This is a genomic window from Stenotrophomonas sp. YJH_SMC_123, assembly GCF_059368215.1.
In genome coordinates, this window is sequence record NZ_JCAFRM010000005.1 from 45,377 (window position 1) to 69,133 (window position 23,757).

A 23,757-nucleotide genomic window follows, 5' to 3' on the forward strand; every position below is an offset into this window, starting at 1 on the left:
CGCCGGATTGTGCCGATTCCGGCAGCCTGGCCGGGGCGCAGCGCGTGCCCCGCCATGCATGACCCCCGTCAGTGGTAATGCTGCGCTGCGTTCGGTCACACTCGGGAACTTGTCGTTCTTAGTCACCCCTTCCGAGGCCTGCATGTCCCTGTTCCGGCGCAAGTCCCTAGATTCCGTCACCGTCCACGAAGCCGGCAGGCGCCTGATCCCGACGCTCAGCTGGCCGCACCTGATCGCACTGGGCATCGGTGCCATCGTCGGCACCGGCATCTACACGCTGATCGGCGTCGGTGCCAATCTGGCCGGCCCGGCCGTGCTGATCTCCTTCGCCATCGCCGGTGCGGTCTGCGCCTGTGCGGCACTGTCCTATGCCGAGCTGTCGACGATGATGCCGGCCGCCGGCAGCGCCTACACCTACAGCTACAGTGCGCTGGGCGAGGTGTTCGCCTGGGTGGTGGGCTGGAGCCTGATCCTGGAGTACTCGCTGGTGGTGAGTACGGTGGCGGTGGGCTGGTCCGGCTACTTCGTCGGCTTCCTCGAATGGGTCCACACCCAGTTCGGCTGGAACGTGCACCTGCCGGCCTGGCTGGCAGCCGGCCCGCACGTGGAAGGCGGCATGATCAACCTGCCGGCGATCATCATCACCTGGCTGGTGGCCGGCATGCTGATGGCCGGGACCAAGGAAAGCGCCACGCTCAATGCCATCCTGGTGGTGTTCAAGCTGATCGCGCTGGCGATCTTCGTGGCCGTGGCCCTGCCTGCGTTCGACAGCGCCAACCTGCAGCCGTTCATGCCGTATGGCTTTGCCAAGTCGATGGGCCCCGATGGCGTCGAGCACGGCGTGATGGCGGCAGCGGCGATCATCTTCTTCGCCTTCTACGGCTTCGATGCGATCTCCACTGCTGCGGAGGAGACCAAGAACCCGGGCCGTGACCTGTCGATCGGCATCATCGGTTCGATGATCGGCTGCACCATTGTCTACGTGCTGGTGGCGCTGGCCGCAGTGGGTGCGATGAGCTACGCCGTGTTCGGGCACAGCGCCGAGCCGCTGGCGCTGATCATGCGCCAGCTGGGCCATCCGACAGCGGCGATGGTGATCGGCGTGATTGCGATCATCGCGCTGCCGACCGTGCTGCTGGCCTTCCTGTACGGCCAGAGCCGCATCTTCTTCGTGATGAGCCGCGACGGCCTGCTGCCGCGTGGCCTGTCCAAGGTCAACGCGCGTACCGGCACGCCGGTGGCGACCACACTGTTCACTGCGGTGGTGGTGTCGGCGCTGGCCGGCGTGGCCCGCCTGGACGAGATCGCCGCGCTGGCCAATGCCGGTACCCTGGCCGCGTTCACTGCAGTGGGCGTCTGCCTGGTGGTGCTGCGCCTGCGCGAGCCGGACCGCGCGCGCACGTTCCGCACGCCGCTGGCCTTCGTGGTTGGCCCGCTGGCCGCACTGGGTTGCATCTACCTGTTCATCAGCCTGCCGCACACCACCCAGCTGTACTTCCTGTTGTGGAACGTGGCCGGCCTAGTGCTGTACCTGCTGTACAGCCGACGCCATGCGCTGATCGCGAAATAACCGGCTCGCCGGTGGTGCCGGCCGTTGGCCGGCAACTCGTATCCTGTTGTGCCGGCCAGCGGCCGGCACCACCGCAGGGCGGTCAACCGCCCTGCTTTGCGGCGTAATCCTGCGCCTGGCGCATCACCCGCAGCAGGTTGCCGCCCCAGATGCCGGCAATCTGCTGCTCGGTATAGCCCTTGCGCAGCAGCCAGGCGGTGATCTTCGGCAGCTGGCTGACATCGGGCAGGTCACTCAGGCCGCCGCCGCCATCCCAGTCCAGGCCGATACCCACGTGCTCGGGGCCGACCACCTTGAGGATGTGCTCGAAGTGGGCGAAGAAGTCGTCCAGGCTGGCATGCCGCACGGGGTGTTCATGGTCCAGTGCCTGTTCGGCTTTCAGCAGGGCCACGCCCTGCTCGATGCCCATCCCTTCCCAGCCGCCCAGCTGCCTGCTCAGCGCTTCTTCGGCCTGCTTGCGCTCGGGTGTCTTCGCCGTGTCGATCAGGTAGCCGCCATAGGCGTTCACCTGGATCACGCCGCCGGCCTTGGCCAGCTTGCGCAGCCGCGCGTCATCAAGATTGCGCGGGTGGTCGTAGACCGCCTTGGCCGAGCTGTGCGACAGCACGAAGGGCACCGGCATCATCGCCAGCAGGTCGTCGAACACCGCGTCCGAGGCATGCGACTGGTCGATCACGATGCCCAGCTTCACTGCCTGCCGCACCAGCTCCTTGCCGGCCGGGCTCAGGCCCTTCCACTCCGCGCCCTTGGGATCGGTGGCCGAATCGGCGAACTCGTTGTTGGCGAAGTGCACGGTGCTGAGCAGCCGCAGGCCGGCGCGGTGGTAGAACGAGAGCAGGCTCGGGTCTTCCACCAGCGGGCTGGCATTTTCCATGCTGATGTAGACCACGCGCTTGCCGGCGCCCTTGATCCGCGCCGCATCATCGGCGGTCAGTGCCAGCGCGAAGCGCGCGGGATTGGCCGCCAGCATCTCGCGGATTTCCAGCAGTCGCTGCAGGCCGTGGTCACGCTCGGCCAGGTGGGCCGCTGCGCTGCGATCGCCCTGGTCGGTGTAGATCGCCCAGAAACCGCCATCGAGCGCACCTTCGACCATGCGCGGGTAGTCCACCTGCGAAAGCGCGTTGCGGTCGTGGCGCTGCTCGATATCGAAGCCGGTGCGGCCGAAGTTGGCCGGTGTATCCAGATGGCTGTCCAGAGTGACCAGGCGCTGCTGCAGGGCCTTGGCGCGGGCCAGTTCCTGCGCACTGAACTCGATGGCGTGGGCGGACAGCGGCGCACACAGCGCCAGGGCAAGCACGACGGACAGGTGGCGCAACGATGGCATGGGCTCTCACCGGCAATGGGAAGAGCCCGACCATAGCGCTGCACCCGGCCTTTTTGTAGAGCCGAGCCCATGCTCGGCTGCCAGACAGATCAGCCGAGCGTGGGCTCGGCTCTACAGAGATCGGCAGTGACGCGGTCAGTCCACCACGCGGCAGAACACGGCCTTCAGGTAACGCGATTCCTGCACGTGGGCCATGAACGGGTGGTCCGGACCGGCGCCGGCCACCTTCAGGATCTGGATCGTGCGGCCGGAGAAATACGCCGCGCGGCGCAGCATGTCGAGGAACTGGTCCTCGGCCACCAGGCCGGTGCAGGAGAACGTGGCGAACAGGCCGCCCGGCTTGACCACGCCCAGCGCCAGCTTGTTCATGTCCAGGTACTTCTTCAGCGCAGTGATGACCTGGTCGCGGTCGCGGGTCATCTTCGCCGGGTCCAGGATCACCACGTCGTACTGCTCACCACGATTGGCCGCATCACGCAGCCACGGGAAGATGTCGGACTGGACGAACTTCGGGCGCACGTTGTTCAGGCGCGAATTGCCCTTGGCGATCTGGATGACGTCTTCATCGATGTCGATGCCGACCACTTCCGAGGCGCCTCGCGCCGCCGCGTACACCGCAAAACCGCCGGTGTTGCAGCACAGGTCCAGCACGCGCTTGCCTTCCACCTGCTGGCTCAGCCACTCGCGGTTCTCGCGCTGGTCGGCGAAGAAGCCGGTCTTGTGCGCACCGGCCGGGTCGGCGCGGAACTTGATGCCGTACTCGGTGATCACCGACGCTTCGGTGGTGGTATTGCCGTGGAAATCGAAGCTTTCCTGTTTCTGCACGTGCTCATCGGCGAAGCTGTGGAAGCGGCAACCCGGGAACTGCTCGCGCAGGGCGTCGTAGATCCACTCGCGGTGGCGGAACATGCCGGCGGCGAAGAATTCGACCACCACCAGGTCGCCGTAGCGATCCACCACCAGGCCGGACAGGCCGTCGCCTTCGCTGTGCACCACGCGCCAGGCGTCGGAGACCGCGTCGAGCTTGAGCACCTCACGGCGCAGCGACACCGCCTGGGCAATCTTGCGCGAGAACCAGCCGGCATCCACCGGCACGTTCTGGTCGGTCTCAAGGATGCGCACGGCAATGCGCGAATGCCCGTTGTAGAACCCGCGGCCAACGAACTCGCCATCAATGCCGACCACGTCGACGATGGAACCGGGCTTGGGCCGGACGGTCGGCTTCTCGACCAGTTTCTGGAAGATCCACGGGTGGCTGGAGCGCCACGCATTCTTGAGGCGGACAATCGGAAGGGGGGTATTCATCCACCCATTGTAAACCGGGCGCCGGGGTCAGATCCCCGCAGGGGCTCTGACCCCCGCCGGCGTGCCAACCAAGGTTGGCACCCACCAGGCCGGAACGGGCTCGGGAATGGGGTCAGAGCCCCTACGGGGATCCGACCCCTCGTCCCCCATTTGACGGCGGCCCAGCCAGACGGCAGAATCGGCGCCAGAAGGGGAGTAGCTCCCAGACGTTGTCGCCGTCATTTCGAGCCCGCAGGCTCCGGTGCAACGGCAGTTCCAGCCGACTGGAACTGCGAGCGAGACCTTCGCCGTACTGGCGAAGCTCTGTCCCTGGATCCCCCTCCCGATCCTCCGTTGCAGATCCTCGCCGTCCGGCCTGGCATTCATCTTTCCAACGGACATTCCCAATGCAGACGATCGGTAACGTGTGGTTGTGGGGCGGCTTCGCAGCGGTGGTGGTCATCGCCCTGCTGGTCGACCTCGTGTTGATGCGCCATGGTGGACCGCACAAGGTCACCTTCAAGGAAGCCCTGTGGTGGTCGATCGGCTGGGTCGCGCTGGCCCTGCTGTTCAACGCCGGCCTCTGGTACTACCTGAATGAGACCGCCGGCCAGGTGGTGGCCAACAAGGTCGGCCTCGAATTCCTGACCGGCTACCTGGTCGAGAAGGCGCTGGCGGTCGACAACATCTTTGTGTTCCTGATGATCATGAGCTACTTCGCAGTACCGGAGGAGCAGCGCCAGAAGGTGCTGATCATCGGCATCCTGGGTGCGATCGTGCTGCGTACGATCATGATCTTCGCCGGCAGCGTGCTGATCAGCCAGTTCCATTGGCTGCTCTACGTGTTCGGCGCCTTCCTGCTGTTCACCGGCTGGAAGATGTGGTTCGCCGCCGGCCAGGAACCGGATCTGGAAACCAACCCCGCCCTGCGCTGGATGCGCAAGCACCTGCGCCTGCTGCCGGACTACGCCGGCAATGCGCTGAGCGTGAAGCGCGATGGCGTGCGCTGGTTCACCCCGCTGTTCGCGGTGCTGATCCTGATCGCGGTCACCGACGTGATCTTCGCCGTGGACAGCATCCCGGCGATCTTCGCGATCACCACCGACCCGTTCATCGTGCTCACCTCCAACGTGTTCGCGGTGCTGGGCCTGCGTGCGATGTTCTTCCTGCTGGCCGGCATGGCCGACCGCTTCCACCTGCTGCCGTACGGCCTGGCGCTGGTGTTGGCCTTCATCGGCATCAAGATGATGATCATCGACCTGTTCAAGATCCCGACCCCGGTGTCGCTGGGCGTGGTCGCGGTGATCATCGCCGCCACCGTGGTGCTGAGCCTGAAGTACCCGCCGAAGGAAGGCTCGGGCCACGCCTGAGCCTGAGCGGTGGGAAGGCGCGGCCGGCGGGATTGTCCCGCCGGCCGCACCCACTCTCCCGCAACAGTGGCCTTGGTTTCGCGCCAGCCACCGCCATTGCTGAGGTATGGACAACAACACGCCCCTGCCCGCCGGCGACGTGCCGCCCCCCCGCAATGACCGCTCGCGCATCCTGCGGGCGTTCAATGTCAGCCTGGCGGCCGTGCTGGTGCTGGTGGCCGTGTTCGCCCTGCAGGGCACGTTCGACTGGCGACCGTGGGCGGTTGCGCCACTGGAAGCCAAGGGCCTGCTCGGCCTGATCGGCGGCCCGATGCTGCATGCCTCGGTCGAGCACATCGCCGCCAACAGCATCGCCATCCTGATCCTCGGCACCCTGGCCGGCAGTGTGTATCCCAAAGCCACCGTGCGCGCCCTGCCCCTGCTGTGGCTGGGTTCGGGCCTCGGCGCGTGGATGCTGGGCAATCCGGGCAGCGTGCACCTGGGTGCCAGTGGCGTGACCCATGGCCTGATGTTCCTGCTGGCCAGCCTCGGCCTGCTGCGCCGCGACCGTGCGGCAATCGCCACCGGCCTGATCGGCATGCTGTTCTATGGCGGCATGCTGATGACCATCCTGCCGCATGCCGATGGCGTGTCCTGGCAGTCGCACATGGGCGGCGCCTTCGCCGGCATCATCGCCGCGCTGCTGTTCCGCAACGCCGACCCCCTGCCGCCGCGCCAGCGCTACAGCTGGGAAGACGAAGAAGACGAGGCCGAGCCGCTGGCCGACGACGAGCTGGAGCCACCGTCTCCGCAGCGCGTGCCGGTGCTGTGGCAGCCGCGCGAGGGCCAGGACTACGTGGTGATCCCGTTCCGCCGGCCGGACGAGCCACGCAGTTGAGGGGACGGTCGTGCCGGCCGCTGGCCGGCAACCTCATGAACCGGTAGTGGCCGACCTTGGTCGGCGCGGTTGTTGCGTGCCAACCAAGGTTGGCACCTACCAGAGCACACCGGCCCCCGGGTAGCGCCGGGCCATGCCCGGCGCGTTGATCGCTCAGTTCCCCGCTGTGCCCATCCCATCCACCGCCTGCCGGCCCAGCGCCGGATCATCGGTGAAGAAGGCATCGATGCCGGTCGCCAGGTAGGCGCGCATCTCGGCGATCGAGCCTTCGACGTTGCGCGCGTTTTCGGCGCCCTTGCGCAGGTTGCTGGGCTGGAAATGGTTCTCCGGGCGGAAGGTGTACGGAATCACCATCAGGCCGGCCGCGTGCGCATCTCGTACCAGCGCGGTCGGCGTGCCCAGCGCGCCCTTGGCATCCAGCGGAATGATCGAGCGCAGCTCGGGGCCGATGCCATCGGCGTAGGCGGCGATGTCCTTCAGCCCGGCCGGGGTCATCATCTGTGCGTAGGTCAGCGTGCCGCCGGCCTTGGCGATGTCGGCCGGCTGGGTATCGCCCTTCCACAGCAGCTGCAGCAGGCGGATGTTGCTGCCCCGGCCGATCTTGCCATGCAGGTAGCGCAGGTTGGCGGTCTCGAACGACTGGATCGTGACCGGGCCGACATTGGTGTACGCGTTGCCACGCAGCGCGGCCAGCAGCTTGTCTTCCATCGGCAGGCCGATGGACTGGAAATAGGTCGGGTGCTTGATCTCCGGCACGAGGCCGATGCCACGGTTGGCGCGCCCGGCCTGCTGCACCAGGAAGGCCAGGATCTCGTCCAGGCTGGCGATGCGGAACTGGCCGTCGTAGGCGGTGCTGCGCAGCTCCGGCAGGCGCTCACGGGCGTACAGGGTCTTCAGCTCGGCCAGGGTGAAGTCCTCGGTGAACCAGCCCTCGACCTGCTGCCCATCGATCACCTTGCGGGTGCGGCGGCTGGCGAACTCCGGATGCGAGGCGACGTCGGTGGTGCCGCCGATCTCGTTCTCGTGGCGGGCCACCATCACCCCGTCCCTGGTCATCACCAGGTCCGGTTCGATGTAGTCGGCGCCATCGGCGATGGCCTGCGCATACGAGGCCAGGGTGTGCTCGGGCAGCAGTGCGCTTGCCCCGCGATGGCCGTAGACCGACACCTTGGGCACGACCGGGGTGGAGGATTCAGCACTCATGGCCACCGATGGTGCCACGGCCAGCGACAACAGCAACGCACAACCCCACGACTTCACTGCGACTTCCCCAAGCGGTATGTGATGGGCGTCAGTATGCGGCGGCAATGTGACAGGTGGGGGAAGCCAGTCCCTGTAGAGCCGAGCCCATGCTCGGCTGACGGGCAGAACAGCCGAGCATGGGCTCGGCTCTACAGTTACTTGCCGATGCAGAAACTGGAGAAGATCCTCCCCAGCAGATCATCGGCACTCATCTGCCCGGTGATCTCACCCAGCGCATCGTGGGCCAGCCGCAGTTCCTCGGCGGCCAGCTCCAGGTGCTCGTGCGCCAGCTCGCCATCGGCGCGCTGCGCATGTTCCTGCGCGCGTTCAATCGCATCCACGTGGCGCGTGCGCGCGGAGAACTCGCCGTCCACCTGCTCACCGGCACCGGCCGAAGCAATCGAACGCAGGCGCGCATGCAGATCGTCGAGCCCGGCGCCGGTGGCGGCCGAAACGAACACCCGATCCGGATCAGCCAGCGACGGCAACGCCGCCAGCAGATCCGACTTGTTGTGGATGTAGACCTTGTGCGGTACCGTCGCCACGGCCTCGCCCAGCGCCGCTTCACCGGCCGCCGGATCGCGCGCATCCAGCACGATCAGCGCCAGGTCGGTGCGCTCGATTTCCACGTGGGCGCGGCGCATGCCTTCGCGTTCGATGGCGTCGCCGCCGTCGCGCAGGCCGGCGGTGTCGACCAGGGTCAGCTCCAGGCCATCCAGGCGGATGGTTTCGCGCAGGGTGTCGCGGGTGGTGCCGGCGATGTCGGTGACGATGGCGCGTTCGCTGCCGGCCAGCGCGTTGAGCAGTGAACTCTTGCCCGCATTCGGCGGACCGATCAGCACCGCGTGCAGGCCATCGCGCAGGCGACGGCCGCGTTCGGCATCGCGGCGCAGAATGGCCAGATCGCTGCGCGCCTGTTCCAGCCCACGCCGCACCTGCGCGCCACCGAGGGTATCCAGCGGTTCGTCGGCGAAGTCGATGGCCGCTTCCACGTGGATGCGCAGCAGCACCAGCTGCTCGACCACCGCATCGATGCGGCGCGAGAACACGCCATCCAGTGAACGACGCGCCGCGCGTGCGGCACGGTTGTCGCCCGCGGCGATCAGGTCGGCGATGGCCTCGGCCTGGGCCAGGTCCAGCTTGCCGTTGAGGAACGCCCGTTCGCTGAACTCACCCGGCCGCGCCTGGCGCGCACCGAGCGCGATGCAGCGCGCGACCAGCTGCTGCAGCAGCACCGGGCTGCCATGGCCCTGCAGTTCCACCACCTCTTCGCCGGTGAAACTGTTCGGTGCCGGGAACCACAGCACGATGCCATCGTCGATGACCTCGCCGTCGGCATCACGCAGGCGCGCGTAGTGCGCGTGGCGCGGGCGCAGTGCAGGCGCCCCCAGCGCATTGGCAATCGCCGCAGCGCGCGGACCGGACAGGCGCAACAGGCCGACACCGCCGGCGCCGGGGGCGCTGGCGATGGCCACGATGGTGTCGGTGCGGATCGCGTCGTTCATGGCTCAGAGCTTCTCCAGCTGCGCGCGCGCCTGGGCCGCGCCACTGCCCTGCGGCTGCAGCGCCAGGTAGGTGGTGTAGGCCTGCTTCGCCTTGGCCTTGTCGCCGGCGTTGAAGTAGGCATCGCCCAGGTTCAGATGGGCCACCGCGCGCGACGGGTCGATCTTCAGCGTGTTCTCCAGCCAGCGCGCGGCTTCTGCATAGCGCTGCTGGCGGTAGTAGACGAAGCCGAGGTTGTTGGCGGCCTGGGCGAAATCAGGACGCAGCTTCAGCGCTTCGGCGAACTGCGCGGCTGCCTCGTCGTACTGCTTCTCGCGGTACAGCTGCAGGCCGCGGTCGTTGGCCTGCTGCGCGCGCTGGCGGTCTGACGCCGGGCCAGCGGTGGGCACCACCAGCTTGGCCTTGCCACCCTGCAGGTCGGCCACCGTCACCGGCGCCTGGCTGCCCTTGGCCTCGCTGGCCGCATCCACCTTGTTGTTCAGCGCGATCGCATCGGCGGTCAGCTGGCGCGTATCGGCGTTGAGGAATTCCTGGCTGTCCGGCACCTGGAACACGAACTCGCCGCCCTGCGAACCGGGCAGGCTGCCGAAGGCCGGGGTCTGGTGCGAGACCGCCGATACGGCCGGCGCCACGTAGGCGGCCAGCTCGGTACCGGTGATCAGGCCGTCGCCGTTGAGGTCGCCCTTGCCGGCCAGCGCCTGCAACAGCACCCAGGTGAACACCGAGTGGCCGTTGGGGCCAGCATCGGCCACCTGCTGGTCGGCACCACCGGCGGTCAGCATCTGCCGCGCGCTGCGACGCGCGTTCTCGCGCAGGAACGACGACGACGACGGGGCACCGCGGGTCAGGCCCAGGCCGCTGTAGCAGGCATCCATCACGAACATCACATGCTTGGCCTGCATGCTCTCGGCAATGTTCTGGATGTCGGTCATCGCGATGGCGTCGGTGGCGAATTCCTTCGGGTCCGAATCGACCGGAATGATGTAGCCCAGGTCGCGCCCGGAAGCGAGCTGGCGGGTCGCGCCATGGCCGGCGAAGAACACGAACACGCGGTCGTTCTTGCCGGTGCGGTCATCGGCCAGGCGATCGTGGAAGGCCGCGAGGATGTTGTTGCGGGTCGCCTGCTCGTTCTTCAGCACGATCACCTGCGAGGACGGGAAGCCGAACTGCCCGGTCAGGGTATCGGCCACCGCCTGCGCGTCGTGGCTGGCGTACTCCAGCTTCGGCCACTTGGCATAGTTGTCGATGCCGACCACGATCGCCCAGGACTTCTCGTAGCCGGTGGTGACCGTGGCGGCACCGGCATCACCCTTGCGCGCACGGGCGACGGTGAAGTCACGGCCGTTCCAGCCGGCGAACTGGTAACCATCGGCGATCAGCCGGTCGAGGATCTGCGGCAGCGCCTTCACCGCCCGGTCGTGGATGTCGTGGAACAGGATGATGCCGCGCTGTTCCTTGTTCACCTGGTCTAGCACGCGCTGCACGATCGATTCCGGTACCGGGTCGGCCCAGTCCATCGAGTCGATGTTCCACATGATCGACTTCAGCCCGGCCTCGTTGAGCAGCTGCAGGCCTTCGGCATTACGCGCGCCATACGGGAAACGGAACAGCGGCGCGCGCTTGCTGTCGACATCCTTCAGCAGCGTGTCGGTGTCGAGCACCTGCTGGCGCAGCGCGTCACCGGTGGTGCGCGACAGCTGGGCGTGGGTCAGGCTGTGGTTGCCGACCGCATAGCCCTCTTCCATCAGGTTGCGGCTGATCTTTGCCATCGGGCCGAGGCTGACCTTGCCATCGGCCTCGACCTTGCCCAGGTTGCGGCCCACTTCAAAGAACACGCCCGGCACGTCGTAGCGCTTGAGGATGGCCACCACTTCATCGGTATAGGCCTTGTGCGGGCCATCGTCGAAGGTCAGCACCACGGTCTTGGCCGGCAGGTCGCGGCCGAAGATCTCGCGGTCGCTGTCCTTCATCGACATCGGGTAGGGCTCGATCACGCCGTAGTCGCGCAGGATCGCTTCGCGGCTGTAGTCCTTGTGCAGGTGGGCGATGTAGTCGTCCCACTTCTCACGCTTCAGCCCGATGGCACGGGTGCGCTCGAAGCGGCTGAAGATGCGGGTCAGTTCCTGGTTGTAGTTTCGCTCGATCTCGTCGAGTGCCTCCAGGTCCTCGCCGATGCGCTGGTGCAGCTTGACCGCCGGCAGCGACGAATCAGTGCCGACCCGCTCATGCAGATCACGCAGCACTTCGCGGAAGGCCAGGCGGTCGGCGTCGAACAGTTCCGGCGCCGACTCGATGTAGTCCAGCACGGTGCCGAGGGTGGCGAAGCGCTGCGGGCTGGAGCCGCCCAGCAGGGTGTCGAGCTGCGCGGCGATCGCCGTGCGCTGTTCCAGGCCATCGTGGAACAGCTGCTGGCCCACACGCGTGGAGGTGACGCGGTCGGCGGCCGATTGCTGTTCCTCGTCTGCCAGCAGCACGATGATCCGGCGGTAGCCGTCGAGCTGCTTCTGCAGCGCCGCCAGCAACGGCGCGGCGGCCGGATCGGCGGCGGCTGCGGCCTGCGCGCTTGGCTGGGTGACGGTGGTCGCCGGCGCCTTCGCGTCCTTGTCGCCGCAGCCGGCAACAACCAGGGTCAACAACAGCGAGGGCAGGAACAGGCGGAACGACGACGCACGCGGCATGGCGGACTCGAAGGTGGGAGGAACGGTGTGCCGGCGATTCTACCGCCGCATGCGAAAAGCCCGCCTTGCGGCGGGCTTTTGCTGGGGTCAGCCGGCCAGCGGCCGGCTCTACCGATTACTTCTTCTTGACCGGGGCCGGAGCGGTGGTGGCCGCAACCGGCTCGCCGCCATGGCGCTTGGTCATCCACCACTGCTGCAGCAGGCCCAGGCCACCGTTGACCACCCAGTACAGGACCAGGCCGGACGGCATGAAGGCCATCATGACGCCGAACACCAGCGGCATGAACTGCATCATCTTCTGCTGCATCGGGTCCATGCCCGGTGCCGGGGTCAGCTTCTGGGTGAACCACATCACTGCCACGTTGATGACCGGCAGGATGAAGTACGGGTCGCGTGCGGTCAGGTCCTGGATCCAGCCGAACCAGGGCGCCTGGCGCAGTTCGACCGATTCCACCAGCACCCAGTACAGAGCGAAGAAGATCGGCATCTGGATGAGGATCGGCAGGCAGCCGCCCATCGGATTGATCTTTTCCTTCTTGTACAGCTCCATCATCGCGGTCTGGAACTTCTGGCGGTCATCGCCATAGCGTTCCTTCAGCTGCGCGATGCGCGGCTGGAAGCGGCGCATCTTGGCACCGCTCTTGTACTGGGTCGCCGACAGCGGGTACAGCACCAGCTTCAGCAGCACCACCAGGCCGACGATCGCCCAGCCCCAGTTGCCGACCAGCTTGTGCACCTGGTTCAGCACCCAGAACAGGCCCTGGCCGATCACCGCCATCATCGAGAAGCGGCTGTAGTCGACCACGCGGTCCAGGCCCGGCACGTCTTCCTTGGCGATCAGGTTGACCAGCTTCGGGCCGACCCACAGGCGGGCCTCGGTGCTGGTGGACTGGCCCGGGGCCACGGTGAAGGCCGGGCCACGCGCTTCAATCAGGTCACGACCGGCCACCTGCGACAGCACGTAGTGCGCGGTCTGGTCCTTCTGCGGGATCCAGGCGGTGAAGAAGTGATGCTGCAGCATCGCCAGCCAGCCGCCGGTGATGTTCTGGTTCAGTGCGCCGTCGTCCAGGTAATCCTTGAACGCACGACGCTGGTACTTCTTGTCGTTGTCGTACCAGGTGGCGCCGTTGAAGCTGAACGAATCCGGGTTGGTCATGCTCCGCGACAGGATGGTCGGGGTGCGGTCCAGGGTGCGGTAGACGTAGCCGTTCCACGGTGCGGCGCCGGCATTACTGACTTCGTCCTTGAAGCGCACGGCGTACTCGTTGCGCGAGACGGTCAGGGTGCGCTTGATGGTCACGCCGTTGTCGGCGGTCCACACGAACGGGATCTGCAGTTCGTTCTGGCCCTTGGCCAGCACGAAGTCCTTGGTATCACCGACCAGCTTGAAGCCGTCAGCGCCGGGAACCGGGGTGTTCTTGTCTTCGCTGGCCCAGCCGCTGATCGCGCTGTACGGATGCGCGGGGTCTTCGGTCAGCAGGCGAACCGGCGGGCTGCCTTCGTCCTTGGTCTGCGGGAACTGCAGCAGCTCGGCATCCAGCACACGGCCGCCGTCCAGCACCAGGCGCAGCACGTCGGTGGTGACGGTCACGCGCTGGCTGGCCGGGGTGGCGCTGGCCTGGGCCTGCACAGCGGCCTGGCCCGGCGCACCCGGGACCTGCGCGCTGGGGATGCTGCCCGGGGTCGCGCCCGGAACACTCTGTGCAGCAGCCGGGGCCGACGTGGTCGTCGGTGCCGGGGTCGGAGCAGCCTTTTCACGGCTCCACTCCATCCACAGCAGCACGGCCACCATCAGCCAGGCAAAAATGAGGAATACGCGGGTCTGGTTCATCAGCGGACAGGCTCGGCGGGGCCGGGACGCGATGCCGGCTCGGTCAAAGAAGGAGTTGCGATGCCATCAGGCGGCGGCATTGTGCCGTCCACGCCCGGCGCGGGCAATGCACGCAGGCGACGCAGCAGGCGCAGGAAGGCCTGGCGGATCTCGTCGTTGCTGGCGGAACGCGCAGCACTACGCGCCACGACGACGAAGTCGCCTGGCTGGATTTCGGTACGTGTCTGACGCAGGATGTCGCGCAGGACGCGCTTGATCCGGTTACGCCCCACGGCGTTCGGATCAACCTTGCGGGAAACCGCCAGACCCAGCCTGGCCGGCCGGTCAGCCGGCAGCCAGTGCAGGGTCATCAGCGGATCGGACACACGGCGGGCGCCGTTGAAGACCGTTGAATATTCGGCACGCGTGCGAACCCGCGCAGAGCGAGGGAATCGCTTGCGCGGGTCTGCAGTATTCACTGTCGAAGGGATTGCGTCTGCCGCGGGGTGCGGCATGGCAATCAGGCGCTCAGGACTTTGCGGCCCTTGGCGCGGCGACGCGACAGGATCTTGCGGCCGTCAGCGGTCTTCATACGGGCACGGAAGCCGTGGTCGCGCTTACGCTTGAGGTTGCTGGGCTGGTAGGTGCGCTTCGTGGCCATTGGGGGCCTCTCGTATGAATGGGACGGAAAGAACCGGAAATTCTAGAGAGGTACCCTACCCCGCGTCAACCCCTGGCAGCTACGCGAATTCACCGGGCTGTGCAATAGCTGTGGATGTTTTTGTGAATAAGTAGGGGACAAGCATTCCGAAGGCGGGCGCTCGGTGGTAGTCTGAGCCATCCATTTCCCCCCTTTCCGGCCTGTGTTTGGGCGCCTTGTCGCGTCCATGCCCCGGCCACCGGACGATTATTGCTGATGGATGCCTGGTCCCGTAGTCTCGAGCGCCTCGAAGCGGAGTTCCCGCCGGAAGACGTTCATACCTGGTTGAAGCCGCTGCAGGCCGATCTGCGCGTGGACAGCCTGGTGCTGTATGCACCGAATGCCTTCATCGTCGACCAGGTCCGCGAGCTGTACCTGGCCCGGATCCGCGAGCTGCTGGCGCATTTCGCCGGTTTCAGCGATGTTTTTCTTGAAATCGGCTCGCGCCCGCGCCCTGTGGAGGCGCAGAACGCGCCGGTTTCCACGCCGTCGGCGCATGTGTCCAGCGAACCGCAGGTGCCCTTCGCCGGCAATCTGGACAGCCACTACACGTTCGCCAACTTCGTCGAAGGCCGCAGCAACCAGCTGGGCCTGGCCGCCGCCTTCCAGGCAGCGCAGAAGCCGGGCGACCGGGCGCACAACCCGCTGCTGCTGTACGGAGGCACGGGCCTGGGCAAGACCCACCTGATGTTCGCCGCCGGCAACGCCATGCGCCAGGCCAATCCAGGTGCAAAGGTGTTGTACCTGCGTTCGGAACAGTTCTTCAGCGCGATGATCCGGGCCCTGCAGGAAAAGACCATGGATCAGTTCAAGCGCCAGTTCCAGCAGGTGGATGCGCTGCTGATCGATGACATCCAGTTCTTTGCCGGCAAGGACCGCACCCAGGAAGAGTTCTTCCACACCTTCAACGCGTTGTTCGATGGCAAGCAGCAGATCATCCTGACCTGCGACCGCTATCCGCGCGAAGTCGAGGGCCTGGAAGCGCGCCTGAAGTCGCGGCTTGCCTGGGGCCTGTCGGTCGCGATCGAACCGCCGGACTTCGAGACCCGCGCCGCGATCGTGCTGGCCAAGGCGCGCGAACGCGGTGCCGAGATTCCCGATGATGTTGCGTTCCTGATCGCCAAGAAGATGCGCTCCAACGTGCGCGACCTCGAGGGCGCGCTGAATACCCTGACCGCCCGCGCCAACTTCACCGGCCGCGCGATCACCACCGAATTCGCCCAGGAAACCCTGCGTGACCTGCTGCGCGCCCAGCAGCAGGCGATCAGCATTCCCAACATCCAGAAAACCGTTGCCGACTACTACGGCCTGCAGATCAAGGATCTGCTGTCGAAGCGTCGGACCCGCTCGCTGGCCCGTCCCCGCCAGGTCGCCATGGCCCTGACCAAGGAACTGACCGAGCACAGCCTGCCCGAGATCGGCGACGCCTTTGCCGGTCGCGATCACACCACGGTGCTGCATGCCTGCCGCCAGATCCGGACCCTGATGGAGACCGACGGCAAGCTCCGCGAGGACTGGGACAAGCTGATCCGGAAGCTGAGCGAATGATGCACGGATGCCGATGAGGCGTCATCGCACAAAACGGTGCAGAATCCGGTAGCAAGCGCGGGACACGTTGTGGATAAAAATGCCGTTTGAAATCGCGCCAGATTTATCCACAGCTTTCCCCACCCCTTGGGGGTCGGTAATGCAGAGGGTTTCGAGGTCTGAAATACCTTTAATTACAAAGACTTAGCATTGTTTTCCAGCGATTCTGTCTCTACCAGCACCACCAAGCTTTTGATTTATTCCACATTTTTTAAAGCATAGGGGCACGGAACCACATGCGTTTCACACTGCAGCGCGAAGCCTTTCTCAAGCCGTTGGCACAGGTCGTCAACGTGGTCGAACGCCGCCAGACCCTTCCGGTTCTGGCCAATTTCCTGGTCCAGGTGCAGAACGGCCAGCTGTCGCTGACCGGTACCGACCTGGAAGTGGAGATGGTGTCGCGGATCGCGGTTGAAGATGCCCAGGACGGCGAAACCACCATTCCCGCCCGCAAGCTGTTCGAGATCATCCGCGCCCTGCCCGACGGCAGCCGGATCACCGTCTCGCAGACCGGAGACAAGATCACCGTGCAGGCCGGTCGCAGCCGTTTCACCCTGGCCACGCTGCCTTCGAACGACTTCCCGTCGGTGGATGAAGTGGAAGCCACCGAGCGCGTGGCCATCGGTGAGGCGACCCTGAAGGAGCTGATCGAGCGCACCGCGTTCGCGATGGCCCAGCAGGACGTGCGCTACTACCTCAACGGCCTGCTGTTCGACCTGCGCGGCGATGCCCTGCGTACCGTTGCCACCGACGGCCACCGCCTGGCGCTGTGTGAAACCGATCTGGCCAAGCCCAGCGGGTCCAAGCGCCAGATCATCGTGCCGCGCAAGGGTGTGACCGAACTGCAGCGCCTGCTGGAAAGCGGCGATCGCGAGATCGAGCTGGAAGTCGGCCGCAGCCACGTGCGCGTCAAGCGCGACGATGTCACCTTTACCTCGAAGCTGATCGACGGCCGCTTCCCGGACTACGAAGCGGTGATTCCGATCGGTGCCGACCGTGAAGTGAAGGTTGATCGCGAAGCGCTGCGCGCCTCGCTTCAGCGCGCCGCGATCCTGTCCAACGAGAAGTACCGCGGCATCCGCGTGGAAGTCTCGCCGGGCAACCTGAAGATCAGCGCGCACAACCCGGAACAGGAAGAAGCCCAGGAAGAGATCGAAGCCGACACCACGGTCAGCGATCTGGCCATCGGCTTCAACGTGAACTACCTGCTGGACGCTCTCTCCGCCCTGCGCGATGAGGAAGTCATCATCCAGCTGCGCGATTCCAACTCCTCGGCGCTTGTACGTGAGTCCAGCAGCGAGAAGTCGCGCCACGTGGTGATGCCGCTGCGTCTCTGACAGCTGCTGTTCCACGTGGAACCGAACGACGCCCGGGATCTTCCCGGGCGTTTTTTTTGCAGGTTCCACGTGGAGCATCTAGAAGACGCAGTTCTCCGGACGACGTCACTTCCGTCGATGGGCTCGGTTGAAATCCGTTGCCTTTCCGGGATGTTCGTCTCGATCGTTGAAAACAGGATCGCTGGTTCGTAGCAATGACGAGTCGCGATTGATCGAAAGTCCAGGTGCAGGATCCGATACTCGTCGCCTGTCCCCAGATCTGGCCTGACAGGGACCGATGATCCTGCATCGCGGCGCGATGGACTTCCCTCTGCAAACGCCGCTGTCCACAGGGAAGATTCGATGCAGACTGGGGCAAGCCTAGCTTCTAAATCTGGGTATAAATCTAAAGCATGGTGGTGATGGTAAAGCCAGATCTCGTGGAAAAACACCTTATCTGACTGATTTAAAAGAAATTTATGCGCCTGAAACCCCCTGTATATCGGCCTCCCAGCCTGGGGGGGAACCTGTGGATAGTTTCGAAGGCATGGCAAAAGGGCTTTTTTATCCACAGATTGCCCATACCTTGTGTATAAGTCATACAGGGCAGCTGTGGACAGCGTGGAACGATCGGTCTGAATTCTTTGAAATCTGTGGAACCGCCCAGGGCATGGGACCGTAGATTTCAAGGAATCTGCAGGTTCATCCGCTGGTACTCGTCGGCGACGAGGCAAGCGCTGTCCACGGCATCGCCTGAAATCGGCGAAATCCAAGGCTCACACCCCCGCTACCCTTCGCAGAATCGAAGGATTTCCGGGCTTGCCGAGACCCGCATCTGCTGGGATGAGGAAACAGCGCCACGTGGAACCAGCGGTCAGGGCGCAGGCAGACCTGCGGTAACTGCTCCATAGCTGGCCGGATAGCTGGCCGGGCACGTCCGGCTTGACCGATGCAGTAAGCTGATGAATTCCCTGCCCCTCTGCCGCCCCGTGCGGATGGTCTTTCGCGCCCCATGCTTATCCGCCGCCTCGCCCTGCACCAACTGCGTCGCTTCAATGCGGTGGAGCTGTCGCCCCAGCCGGGATTGAACCTGCTGACCGGCGACAACGGTGCCGGCAAGACCAGCGTGCTCGAGGCCCTGCACCTGATGGCCTATGGGCGCAGCTTCCGTGGTCGTGTCCGCGATGGATTGGTGCGCCAGGGCCAGGAAGCGCTGGAAATCTTCGTGGAATGGGACGAACAACGTGCCAATCACCCGCCGCACCGCCGAAAGGCCGGCCTGCGGCACAGTGGCCAGGATTGGAAGGGGCGCCTGGACGGCGAAGACGTGGCCCAGCTCGGCAATCTGTGCGCAGCGCTTGCGGTAGTCACATTCGAGCCAGGCAGCCATGCGTTGGTCAGCGGTGGTGGTGAACCCCGCCGCCGATTCCTCGATTGGGGCTTGTTCCACGTGGAACCTGATTTCCTGTCCCTGTGGCGCCGGTATTCGCGGGCACTGAAACAGCGCAATGCCCTGCTCAAGCAAGGTGGCCCGTCGCGGATGCTGGATACCTGGGATCACGAACTGGCTGAAGCCGGCGAACCGTTGACCAGCCGTCGGCAGCACTACCTGGAGCGTCTGCAGCAGCGCACCGTGGCGCTGGCTTCCAGCCTGGCCCCGCAGCTCGGCATCCAGGCACTGGAACTCAGCCCGGGCTGGCGTCGGCACGAGCTCCCTCTGGCCGATGCGCTGCTTCTGGCCCGGGAACGTGACCGCCAGGCCGGATACACCTCGGTTGGTCCGCACCGGGCAGACTGGAGCGTGGATTTCCACAGCATTCCGGGTCGCGATGCGCTGTCCCGCGGCCAGGCCAAGCTGACGGCATTGACCTGCCTGCTGGCGCAGGCCGAGGACTACGCGGAACAGCGCGGCGAATGGCCGGTGATCGCATTGGACGATCTGGGCTCGGAGCTGGATCGCACCCACCAGGCGCGGGTTCTGCAGCGCCTGCTCGGTGGGCCGGCGCAGATCTTCATCACCGCCACCGAAACGCCGGCGGCGCTGCAGGAACTGACCCACATCGCCCGGTTCCACGTGGAACATGCACAGATCGTGGCTGTGCCATAGTGGGCACACCAGGGCCGCTCGACCCCGGCTGGTATAATTCGGGTTGGAATCCTTTCATTCTCGGCACATCGCTCCAAGCGGTGGCCGACCTGCGGAGCCTACGGCAAGCGCAATGAGCGACGAACAGAACACCCCGGCAAACAACGGCAATTACGACGCCAACAGCATCACCGCCCTGGAAGGCCTGGAGGCTGTCCGCAAGCGACCCGGCATGTACATCGGTGACGTGCATGACGGCACCGGTCTGCACCACATGGTGTTCGAGGTTGTCGACAACTCGATCGACGAAGCGCTGGCCGGCCACGCCGATCACGTTGCAGTGACGATCCACGCCGATGGCTCGGTTTCGGTATCCGACAACGGTCGCGGCATTCCGACCGGCAAGCACGAGCAGATGAGCGCCAAGCTCGGTCGCGAAGTGTCGGCTGCCGAAGTGGTGATGACCGTCCTGCACGCAGGCGGCAAGTTCGACGACAACAGCTACAAGGTGTCCGGCGGCCTGCACGGCGTCGGCGTCAGCGTGGTCAACGCGCTGTCGCAGAAGCTGCTGGTGGACGTGTTCCAGAACGGCTTCCACTACCAGCAGGAATTCAGCAACGGCGCCGCCGTGACCGCGCTGGCCAAGCTGGAAACCACCACCAAGCGCGGCACCACCGTGCGCTTCTGGCCGTCGACCGTCGCCTTCCACGACAACGTGGAATTCCACTACGACATCCTGGCTCGCCGCCTGCGCGAGCTGTCGTTCCTGAACTCCGGCGTCAAGATCGTCCTTGCCGACGAACGTGGCGATGGCCGTCGTGATGACTTCCACTACGAAGGCGGCATCCGCAGCTTCGTGGAGCATCTGGCCCAGCTGAAGACCCCGCTGCACCCGAACGTCATCTCGGTCACCGGCGAGCACAACGGCATCGTCGTGGATGTGGCGTTGCAGTGGACCGACTCCTACCAGGAGACGATGTACTGCTTCACCAACAACATTCCGCAGAAGGACGGCGGCACCCACCTTGCCGGCTTCCGCGGTGCGCTGACCCGCGTGCTCAACAACTACATCGAGCAGAACGGCATCGCCAAGCAGGCCAAGATCAACCTGACCGGCGATGACATGCGCGAAGGCATGATCGCGGTGCTGTCGGTGAAGGTGCCGGACCCGAGCTTCTCCAGCCAGACCAAGGAAAAACTGGTCAGCTCCGACGTGCGCCCGGCGGTGGAAAACGCCTTCGGCGCGCGCCTGGAAGAGTTCCTGCAGGAAAACCCGAACGAAGCCAAGGCGATTGCCGGCAAGATCGTCGACGCTGCGCGTGCACGCGAAGCGGCGCGCAAGGCCCGCGACCTGACGCGCCGAAAGGGCGCGCTGGATATCGCCGGCCTGCCGGGCAAGCTGGCCGACTGCCAGGAAAAGGACCCGGCGCTGTCCGAACTGTTCATCGTCGAGGGTGACTCGGCAGGTGGCTCGGCCAAGCAGGGCCGCAACCGCAAGAACCAGGCGGTGCTGCCGCTGCGCGGCAAGATCCTCAACGTGGAACGCGCACGCTTCGACCGCATGCTGTCCTCCGACCAGGTGGGTACGCTGATCACGGCCTTGGGCACCGGCATCGGCCGTGACGAGTACAACCCGGACAAGCTGCGTTACCACAAGATCATCATCATGACCGACGCCGACGTCGACGGCGCCCACATCCGCACCCTGCTGCTGACCTTCTTCTACCGTCAGATGCCGGAGCTGATCGAGCGCGGTTACGTCTACATCGGCCTGCCGCCGCTGTACAAGATCAAGCAGGGCAAGCAGGAGCTGTACCTGAAGGACGACCCGGCGCTGGACAGTTACCTGGCCAGCAGTGCGGTGGAAAACGCCGCGCTGGTGCCGGCCACCGGCGAACCGGGCATCGAAGGCCTGGCGCTGGAAAAGCTGCTGCTGGCCTATGCCGCCGCGCTCGATTCCATCGAACGCAATGCCCACCGCTATGACCGCAACCTGCTCGAAGCGCTGGTCGATTTCGTGCCGATGGACATGGACAGCCTGCGCAATGCCGGCGAAGGCGAAGGCCTGGATGCGCTGGCCAAGCGCCTCAACCAGGGCAGCCTGGGCAGCCCGCGTTTCAGCCTGGAACTGCAGGAGGCCAACGAGGAGCGCCCCGCCGCCGTGCTGGTGACCCGTCGCCACATGGGCGAGGAGCACATCCAGGTGCTGCCGCTGTCGGCGTTCGAAAGTGGCGAACTGCGTGCGATCCACCAGGCCTCCAAGCTGCTGCACGGGCTGGTGCGCGAAGGTGCAACGATTTCCCGCGGCGCCAAGTCGATCGAAGTCGACAGCTTCGCGAAGGCGCAGAACTGGCTGCTCGAGGAGGCCAAGCGCGGCCGCCAGATCCAGCGATTCAAGGGTCTGGGTGAAATGAATCCGGAGCAGTTGTGGGATACCACGGTGAACCCGGAGACCCGTCGCCTGCTGCAGGTGCGCATCGAGGATGCGGTCGCTGCCGACCAGATCTTCAGCACCCTGATGGGCGATGTGGTCGAACCGCGTCGTGACTTCATCGAAGACAATGCGCTGAAGGTCGCCAACCTGGATATCTGACACAATCGGGACCTGGCCGGTGCGCGGGGAGCTGCACCGGCCTTCGTCCCTTGAACGCAGGTACCTGATGTCCGCATCCGCCCCGGTCTCCGCCGCTCCGCCTCCGGTTCCGCCGCCGTCTACCCCGCCGCGCGCCGTGGCACCGTTGGCAGGTTTCTTCATCGACCTGGGCATCGCCGCCGTCACCCTGGTCGGCCTGAGCATGGTCATCGGACTGTTCTGGGGCTTCTACCGTGCGATCGTGGTCAGCCGCGCCAACGTCGCGGCCAATGGCGGTGCACTCACACCTGACAACGCCGGCGCGGCAGTGGGCCAGCCCGGGGCCCTGGCCCAGATCCTGATGGCCCTGATCGCCACCGGTGGTGCCGCGCTGCTGCTGTACTTCTGGCGGCGCCCGGCGAACGCCGGCGAACGCCTGGCCTCGCGACAGGCGCTGCAGCGTCCTTCCACCTGGGGCTGGACCCTGCTGGTGGCCACGCTGATCGTGGTTGGCAGCAACGGCGTCGCCTTCCTTTCCAAGCAGTTCGGCATCGAGCCGGTGCCGACCAACGTGGAACTGATGCAGAGCGCGATCGCGCGCTTCCCGTTGTTCCTGGTGCTGTTTGCGGTCGTTCTCGCCCCCGCCTACGAAGAGCTGCTGTTCCGTCGTGTCCTGTTCGGGCGCCTGTGGCAGGCCGGCCGCCCCTGGCTGGGCCTCATCCTCAGCAGCCTGGCGTTCGCCCTGGTCCATGAAGTGCCCGGTGTCAGCAAGAACTCGCTGCTGGGCATGGCGCAGCTGTGGCTGGTCTACGGCGGCATGGGTGCCGCCTTCTGCTGGCTGTACCGCCGCACCGGCACCCTGTGGGCGGCGATCACGGCGCATGCGCTGAACAACGCGGTGGCGCTCGCCGCAATGGTGTTCCTGGGGTCAACGTAACGCCGTGCCCGCTTGACGAAAGATTAAGCAGGTACGCTACACACTGCGCACATGAACACGGGGGCGGACCCATGAAACAACTGCTGCTGGCTCTAGTCATCACCACCGTGGTCAGTGCCTGTGCGACCACCACCTCGCCAACCGGAAGACGGCAGATGGTGGGCGGCGTATCGCAGGCACAGCTTGACCAGCTCGGCGCGCAGGCGTTTGCCGAGACCAAGCAGAAAGAGAAGATCAGCACCGATGGCCGCCAGAACGGCTACGTGCAGTGCGTGGTCAACGCGTTGGTCGCGCAGTTGCCGCCTCAGTACCGTGGCGTACGGTGGGAGACCGCCGTGTTCGTCGACAAAGAACCGAACGCCTTTGCCCTGCCCGGCGGAAAAGTGGGCGTGAACACCGGCATTTTCACCGTCGCCAAGAACCAGGACCAGTTGGCTGCCGTGATCGGCCATGAGATCGGCCATGTCATCGCGCGTCACCACGAAGAACGCATCACCCGGCAGATGGGCGCGCAGACCGGCCTGGCCGTGCTGGGCGCGCTGGCCGGTGCCGCCTATGGCGATGGCGCCGCCAGCACGGTCAACCAGCTGGGTGGGATGGGCGCGCAGGCGGCCTTCCTGCTGCCGGGTTCGCGCACGCAGGAAAGCGAGGCAGACGTGATTGGCCAGCGGCTGATGGCGCAGGCTGGATTCAACCCGGCCCAGGCCGTGGACCTGTGGCAGAACATGATGGCCGCCAGCGGTGGTCGCAGCCCGCAATGGCTGTCCACCCACCCCGATCCGGCCAACCGGATCCAGGAGCTGCGACGTGATGCACCGGGCCTGACGCCGGTCTACCAGCAGGCGCAGGCGGCCGGGCTGCGGCCAAAGTGCGGATGAGTGCGCAGTTCTATGCTGTATTG

17 protein-coding genes are annotated in these 23,757 nt (G+C 65.6%); 9 read left to right on the forward strand and 8 right to left on the reverse strand.

Features of this window, described 5'->3' with window-relative positions; all coding sequences use genetic code 11:
- Positions 1–142: 142 nt before the first annotated feature.
- Positions 143–1,570, forward strand: a complete 1,428-nt coding sequence (locus AC5P5W_RS12705; RefSeq protein ID WP_046433392.1) for an amino acid permease — start codon at positions 143–145, stop codon at positions 1,568–1,570.
- Positions 1,571–1,652: 82 nt separating this feature from the next.
- Here the strand turns inward: AC5P5W_RS12705 and AC5P5W_RS12710 are convergent, their stop codons facing one another.
- Positions 1,653–2,894, reverse strand: a complete 1,242-nt coding sequence (locus AC5P5W_RS12710; protein WP_197576152.1) for a membrane dipeptidase — start codon at positions 2,892–2,894, stop codon at positions 1,653–1,655.
- A gap of 135 nt (positions 2,895–3,029) precedes the next feature.
- Positions 3,030–4,199, reverse strand: a complete 1,170-nt coding sequence (locus AC5P5W_RS12715) for a class I SAM-dependent rRNA methyltransferase (protein WP_014648949.1) — start codon at positions 4,197–4,199, stop codon at positions 3,030–3,032.
- 386 nt (positions 4,200–4,585) lie between these two features.
- Between AC5P5W_RS12715 and AC5P5W_RS12720 the strand changes: the two genes are divergently transcribed.
- Together AC5P5W_RS12720 and AC5P5W_RS12725 are read left to right on the forward strand one after the other, a co-directional pair.
- Entirely contained in the window at positions 4,586–5,548 is a 963-nt protein-coding gene (locus AC5P5W_RS12720; RefSeq protein WP_014648950.1) for a TerC family protein, read from the forward strand.
- A gap of 106 nt (positions 5,549–5,654) precedes the next feature.
- Positions 5,655–6,425: a rhomboid family intramembrane serine protease gene (locus AC5P5W_RS12725; RefSeq protein ID WP_197576151.1), complete on the forward strand. Its 771-nt coding sequence runs from the start codon at positions 5,655–5,657 to the stop codon at positions 6,423–6,425.
- 153 nt (positions 6,426–6,578) lie between these two features.
- On the opposite strand, the gene AC5P5W_RS12730 is transcribed toward AC5P5W_RS12725, so the two are convergent.
- From AC5P5W_RS12730 to rpmH, 6 genes are all read right to left on the reverse strand, one after another.
- On the reverse strand, positions 6,579–7,685 hold the full coding sequence (locus AC5P5W_RS12730) for a glycerophosphodiester phosphodiesterase family protein (RefSeq protein ID WP_197576150.1): 1,107 nt from the start codon (positions 7,683–7,685) through the stop codon (positions 6,579–6,581).
- Between the two features lie 137 nt (positions 7,686–7,822).
- Positions 7,823–9,172 carry a tRNA uridine-5-carboxymethylaminomethyl(34) synthesis GTPase MnmE gene (gene mnmE / locus AC5P5W_RS12735; protein ID WP_111205865.1) on the reverse strand — a complete coding sequence of 450 codons (1,350 nt, stop codon included), beginning with the start codon at positions 9,170–9,172 and terminating at the stop codon, positions 7,823–7,825.
- Positions 9,173–9,175: 3 nt separating this feature from the next.
- Positions 9,176–11,848 carry a polysaccharide deacetylase family protein gene (locus AC5P5W_RS12740; protein ID WP_495221191.1) on the reverse strand — a complete coding sequence of 891 codons (2,673 nt, stop codon included), beginning with the start codon at positions 11,846–11,848 and terminating at the stop codon, positions 9,176–9,178.
- A 115-nt stretch (positions 11,849–11,963) separates the two neighbouring features.
- A complete protein-coding gene (gene yidC / locus AC5P5W_RS12745; RefSeq protein ID WP_014648955.1) occupies positions 11,964–13,679 on the reverse strand; it encodes a membrane protein insertase YidC in 1,716 nt (571 codons plus the stop codon).
- Positions 13,679–14,173: a ribonuclease P protein component gene (gene rnpA, locus AC5P5W_RS12750; RefSeq protein WP_080053031.1), complete on the reverse strand. Its 495-nt coding sequence runs from the start codon at positions 14,171–14,173 to the stop codon at positions 13,679–13,681. The genes yidC and rnpA overlap by 1 nt, the downstream gene beginning before the upstream one ends.
- Positions 14,174–14,178: 5 nt before the next feature.
- Positions 14,179–14,319: a 50S ribosomal protein L34 gene (gene rpmH, locus AC5P5W_RS12755; RefSeq protein ID WP_005411729.1), complete on the reverse strand. Its 141-nt coding sequence runs from the start codon at positions 14,317–14,319 to the stop codon at positions 14,179–14,181.
- A 255-nt stretch (positions 14,320–14,574) separates the two neighbouring features.
- Here rpmH and dnaA point away from each other — a divergent pair, with 255 nt between their 5' ends.
- The 6 genes from dnaA to AC5P5W_RS12785 all read left to right on the forward strand — a co-directional run bounded on the left by dnaA (position 14,575) and on the right by AC5P5W_RS12785 (position 23,734).
- A complete protein-coding gene (dnaA, locus tag AC5P5W_RS12760; RefSeq protein WP_014645405.1) occupies positions 14,575–15,906 on the forward strand; it encodes a chromosomal replication initiator protein DnaA in 1,332 nt (443 codons plus the stop codon).
- Positions 15,907–16,181: 275 nt separating this feature from the next.
- The gene (gene dnaN / locus AC5P5W_RS12765) at positions 16,182–17,282 is read left to right on the forward strand and encodes a DNA polymerase III subunit beta (protein ID WP_005411731.1); all 1,101 of its coding nucleotides are present in this window, start codon (positions 16,182–16,184) and stop codon (positions 17,280–17,282) included.
- A gap of 991 nt (positions 17,283–18,273) precedes the next feature.
- The gene (recF, locus tag AC5P5W_RS12770) at positions 18,274–19,368 is read left to right on the forward strand and encodes a DNA replication/repair protein RecF (protein WP_197574698.1); all 1,095 of its coding nucleotides are present in this window, start codon (positions 18,274–18,276) and stop codon (positions 19,366–19,368) included.
- A gap of 112 nt (positions 19,369–19,480) precedes the next feature.
- Positions 19,481–21,940, forward strand: coding sequence for a DNA topoisomerase (ATP-hydrolyzing) subunit B (gyrB, locus tag AC5P5W_RS12775; RefSeq protein WP_014645407.1), 2,460 nt, complete (start codon positions 19,481–19,483; stop codon positions 21,938–21,940).
- Positions 21,941–22,007: 67 nt separating this feature from the next.
- Complete coding sequence (locus AC5P5W_RS12780) at positions 22,008–22,856, forward strand: CPBP family glutamic-type intramembrane protease (RefSeq protein ID WP_197574697.1); 849 nt, start codon at positions 22,008–22,010, stop codon at positions 22,854–22,856.
- A gap of 71 nt (positions 22,857–22,927) precedes the next feature.
- Entirely contained in the window at positions 22,928–23,734 is an 807-nt protein-coding gene (locus AC5P5W_RS12785) for a M48 family metallopeptidase (RefSeq protein ID WP_014645409.1), read from the forward strand.
- Positions 23,735–23,757: the final 23 nt, after the last annotated feature.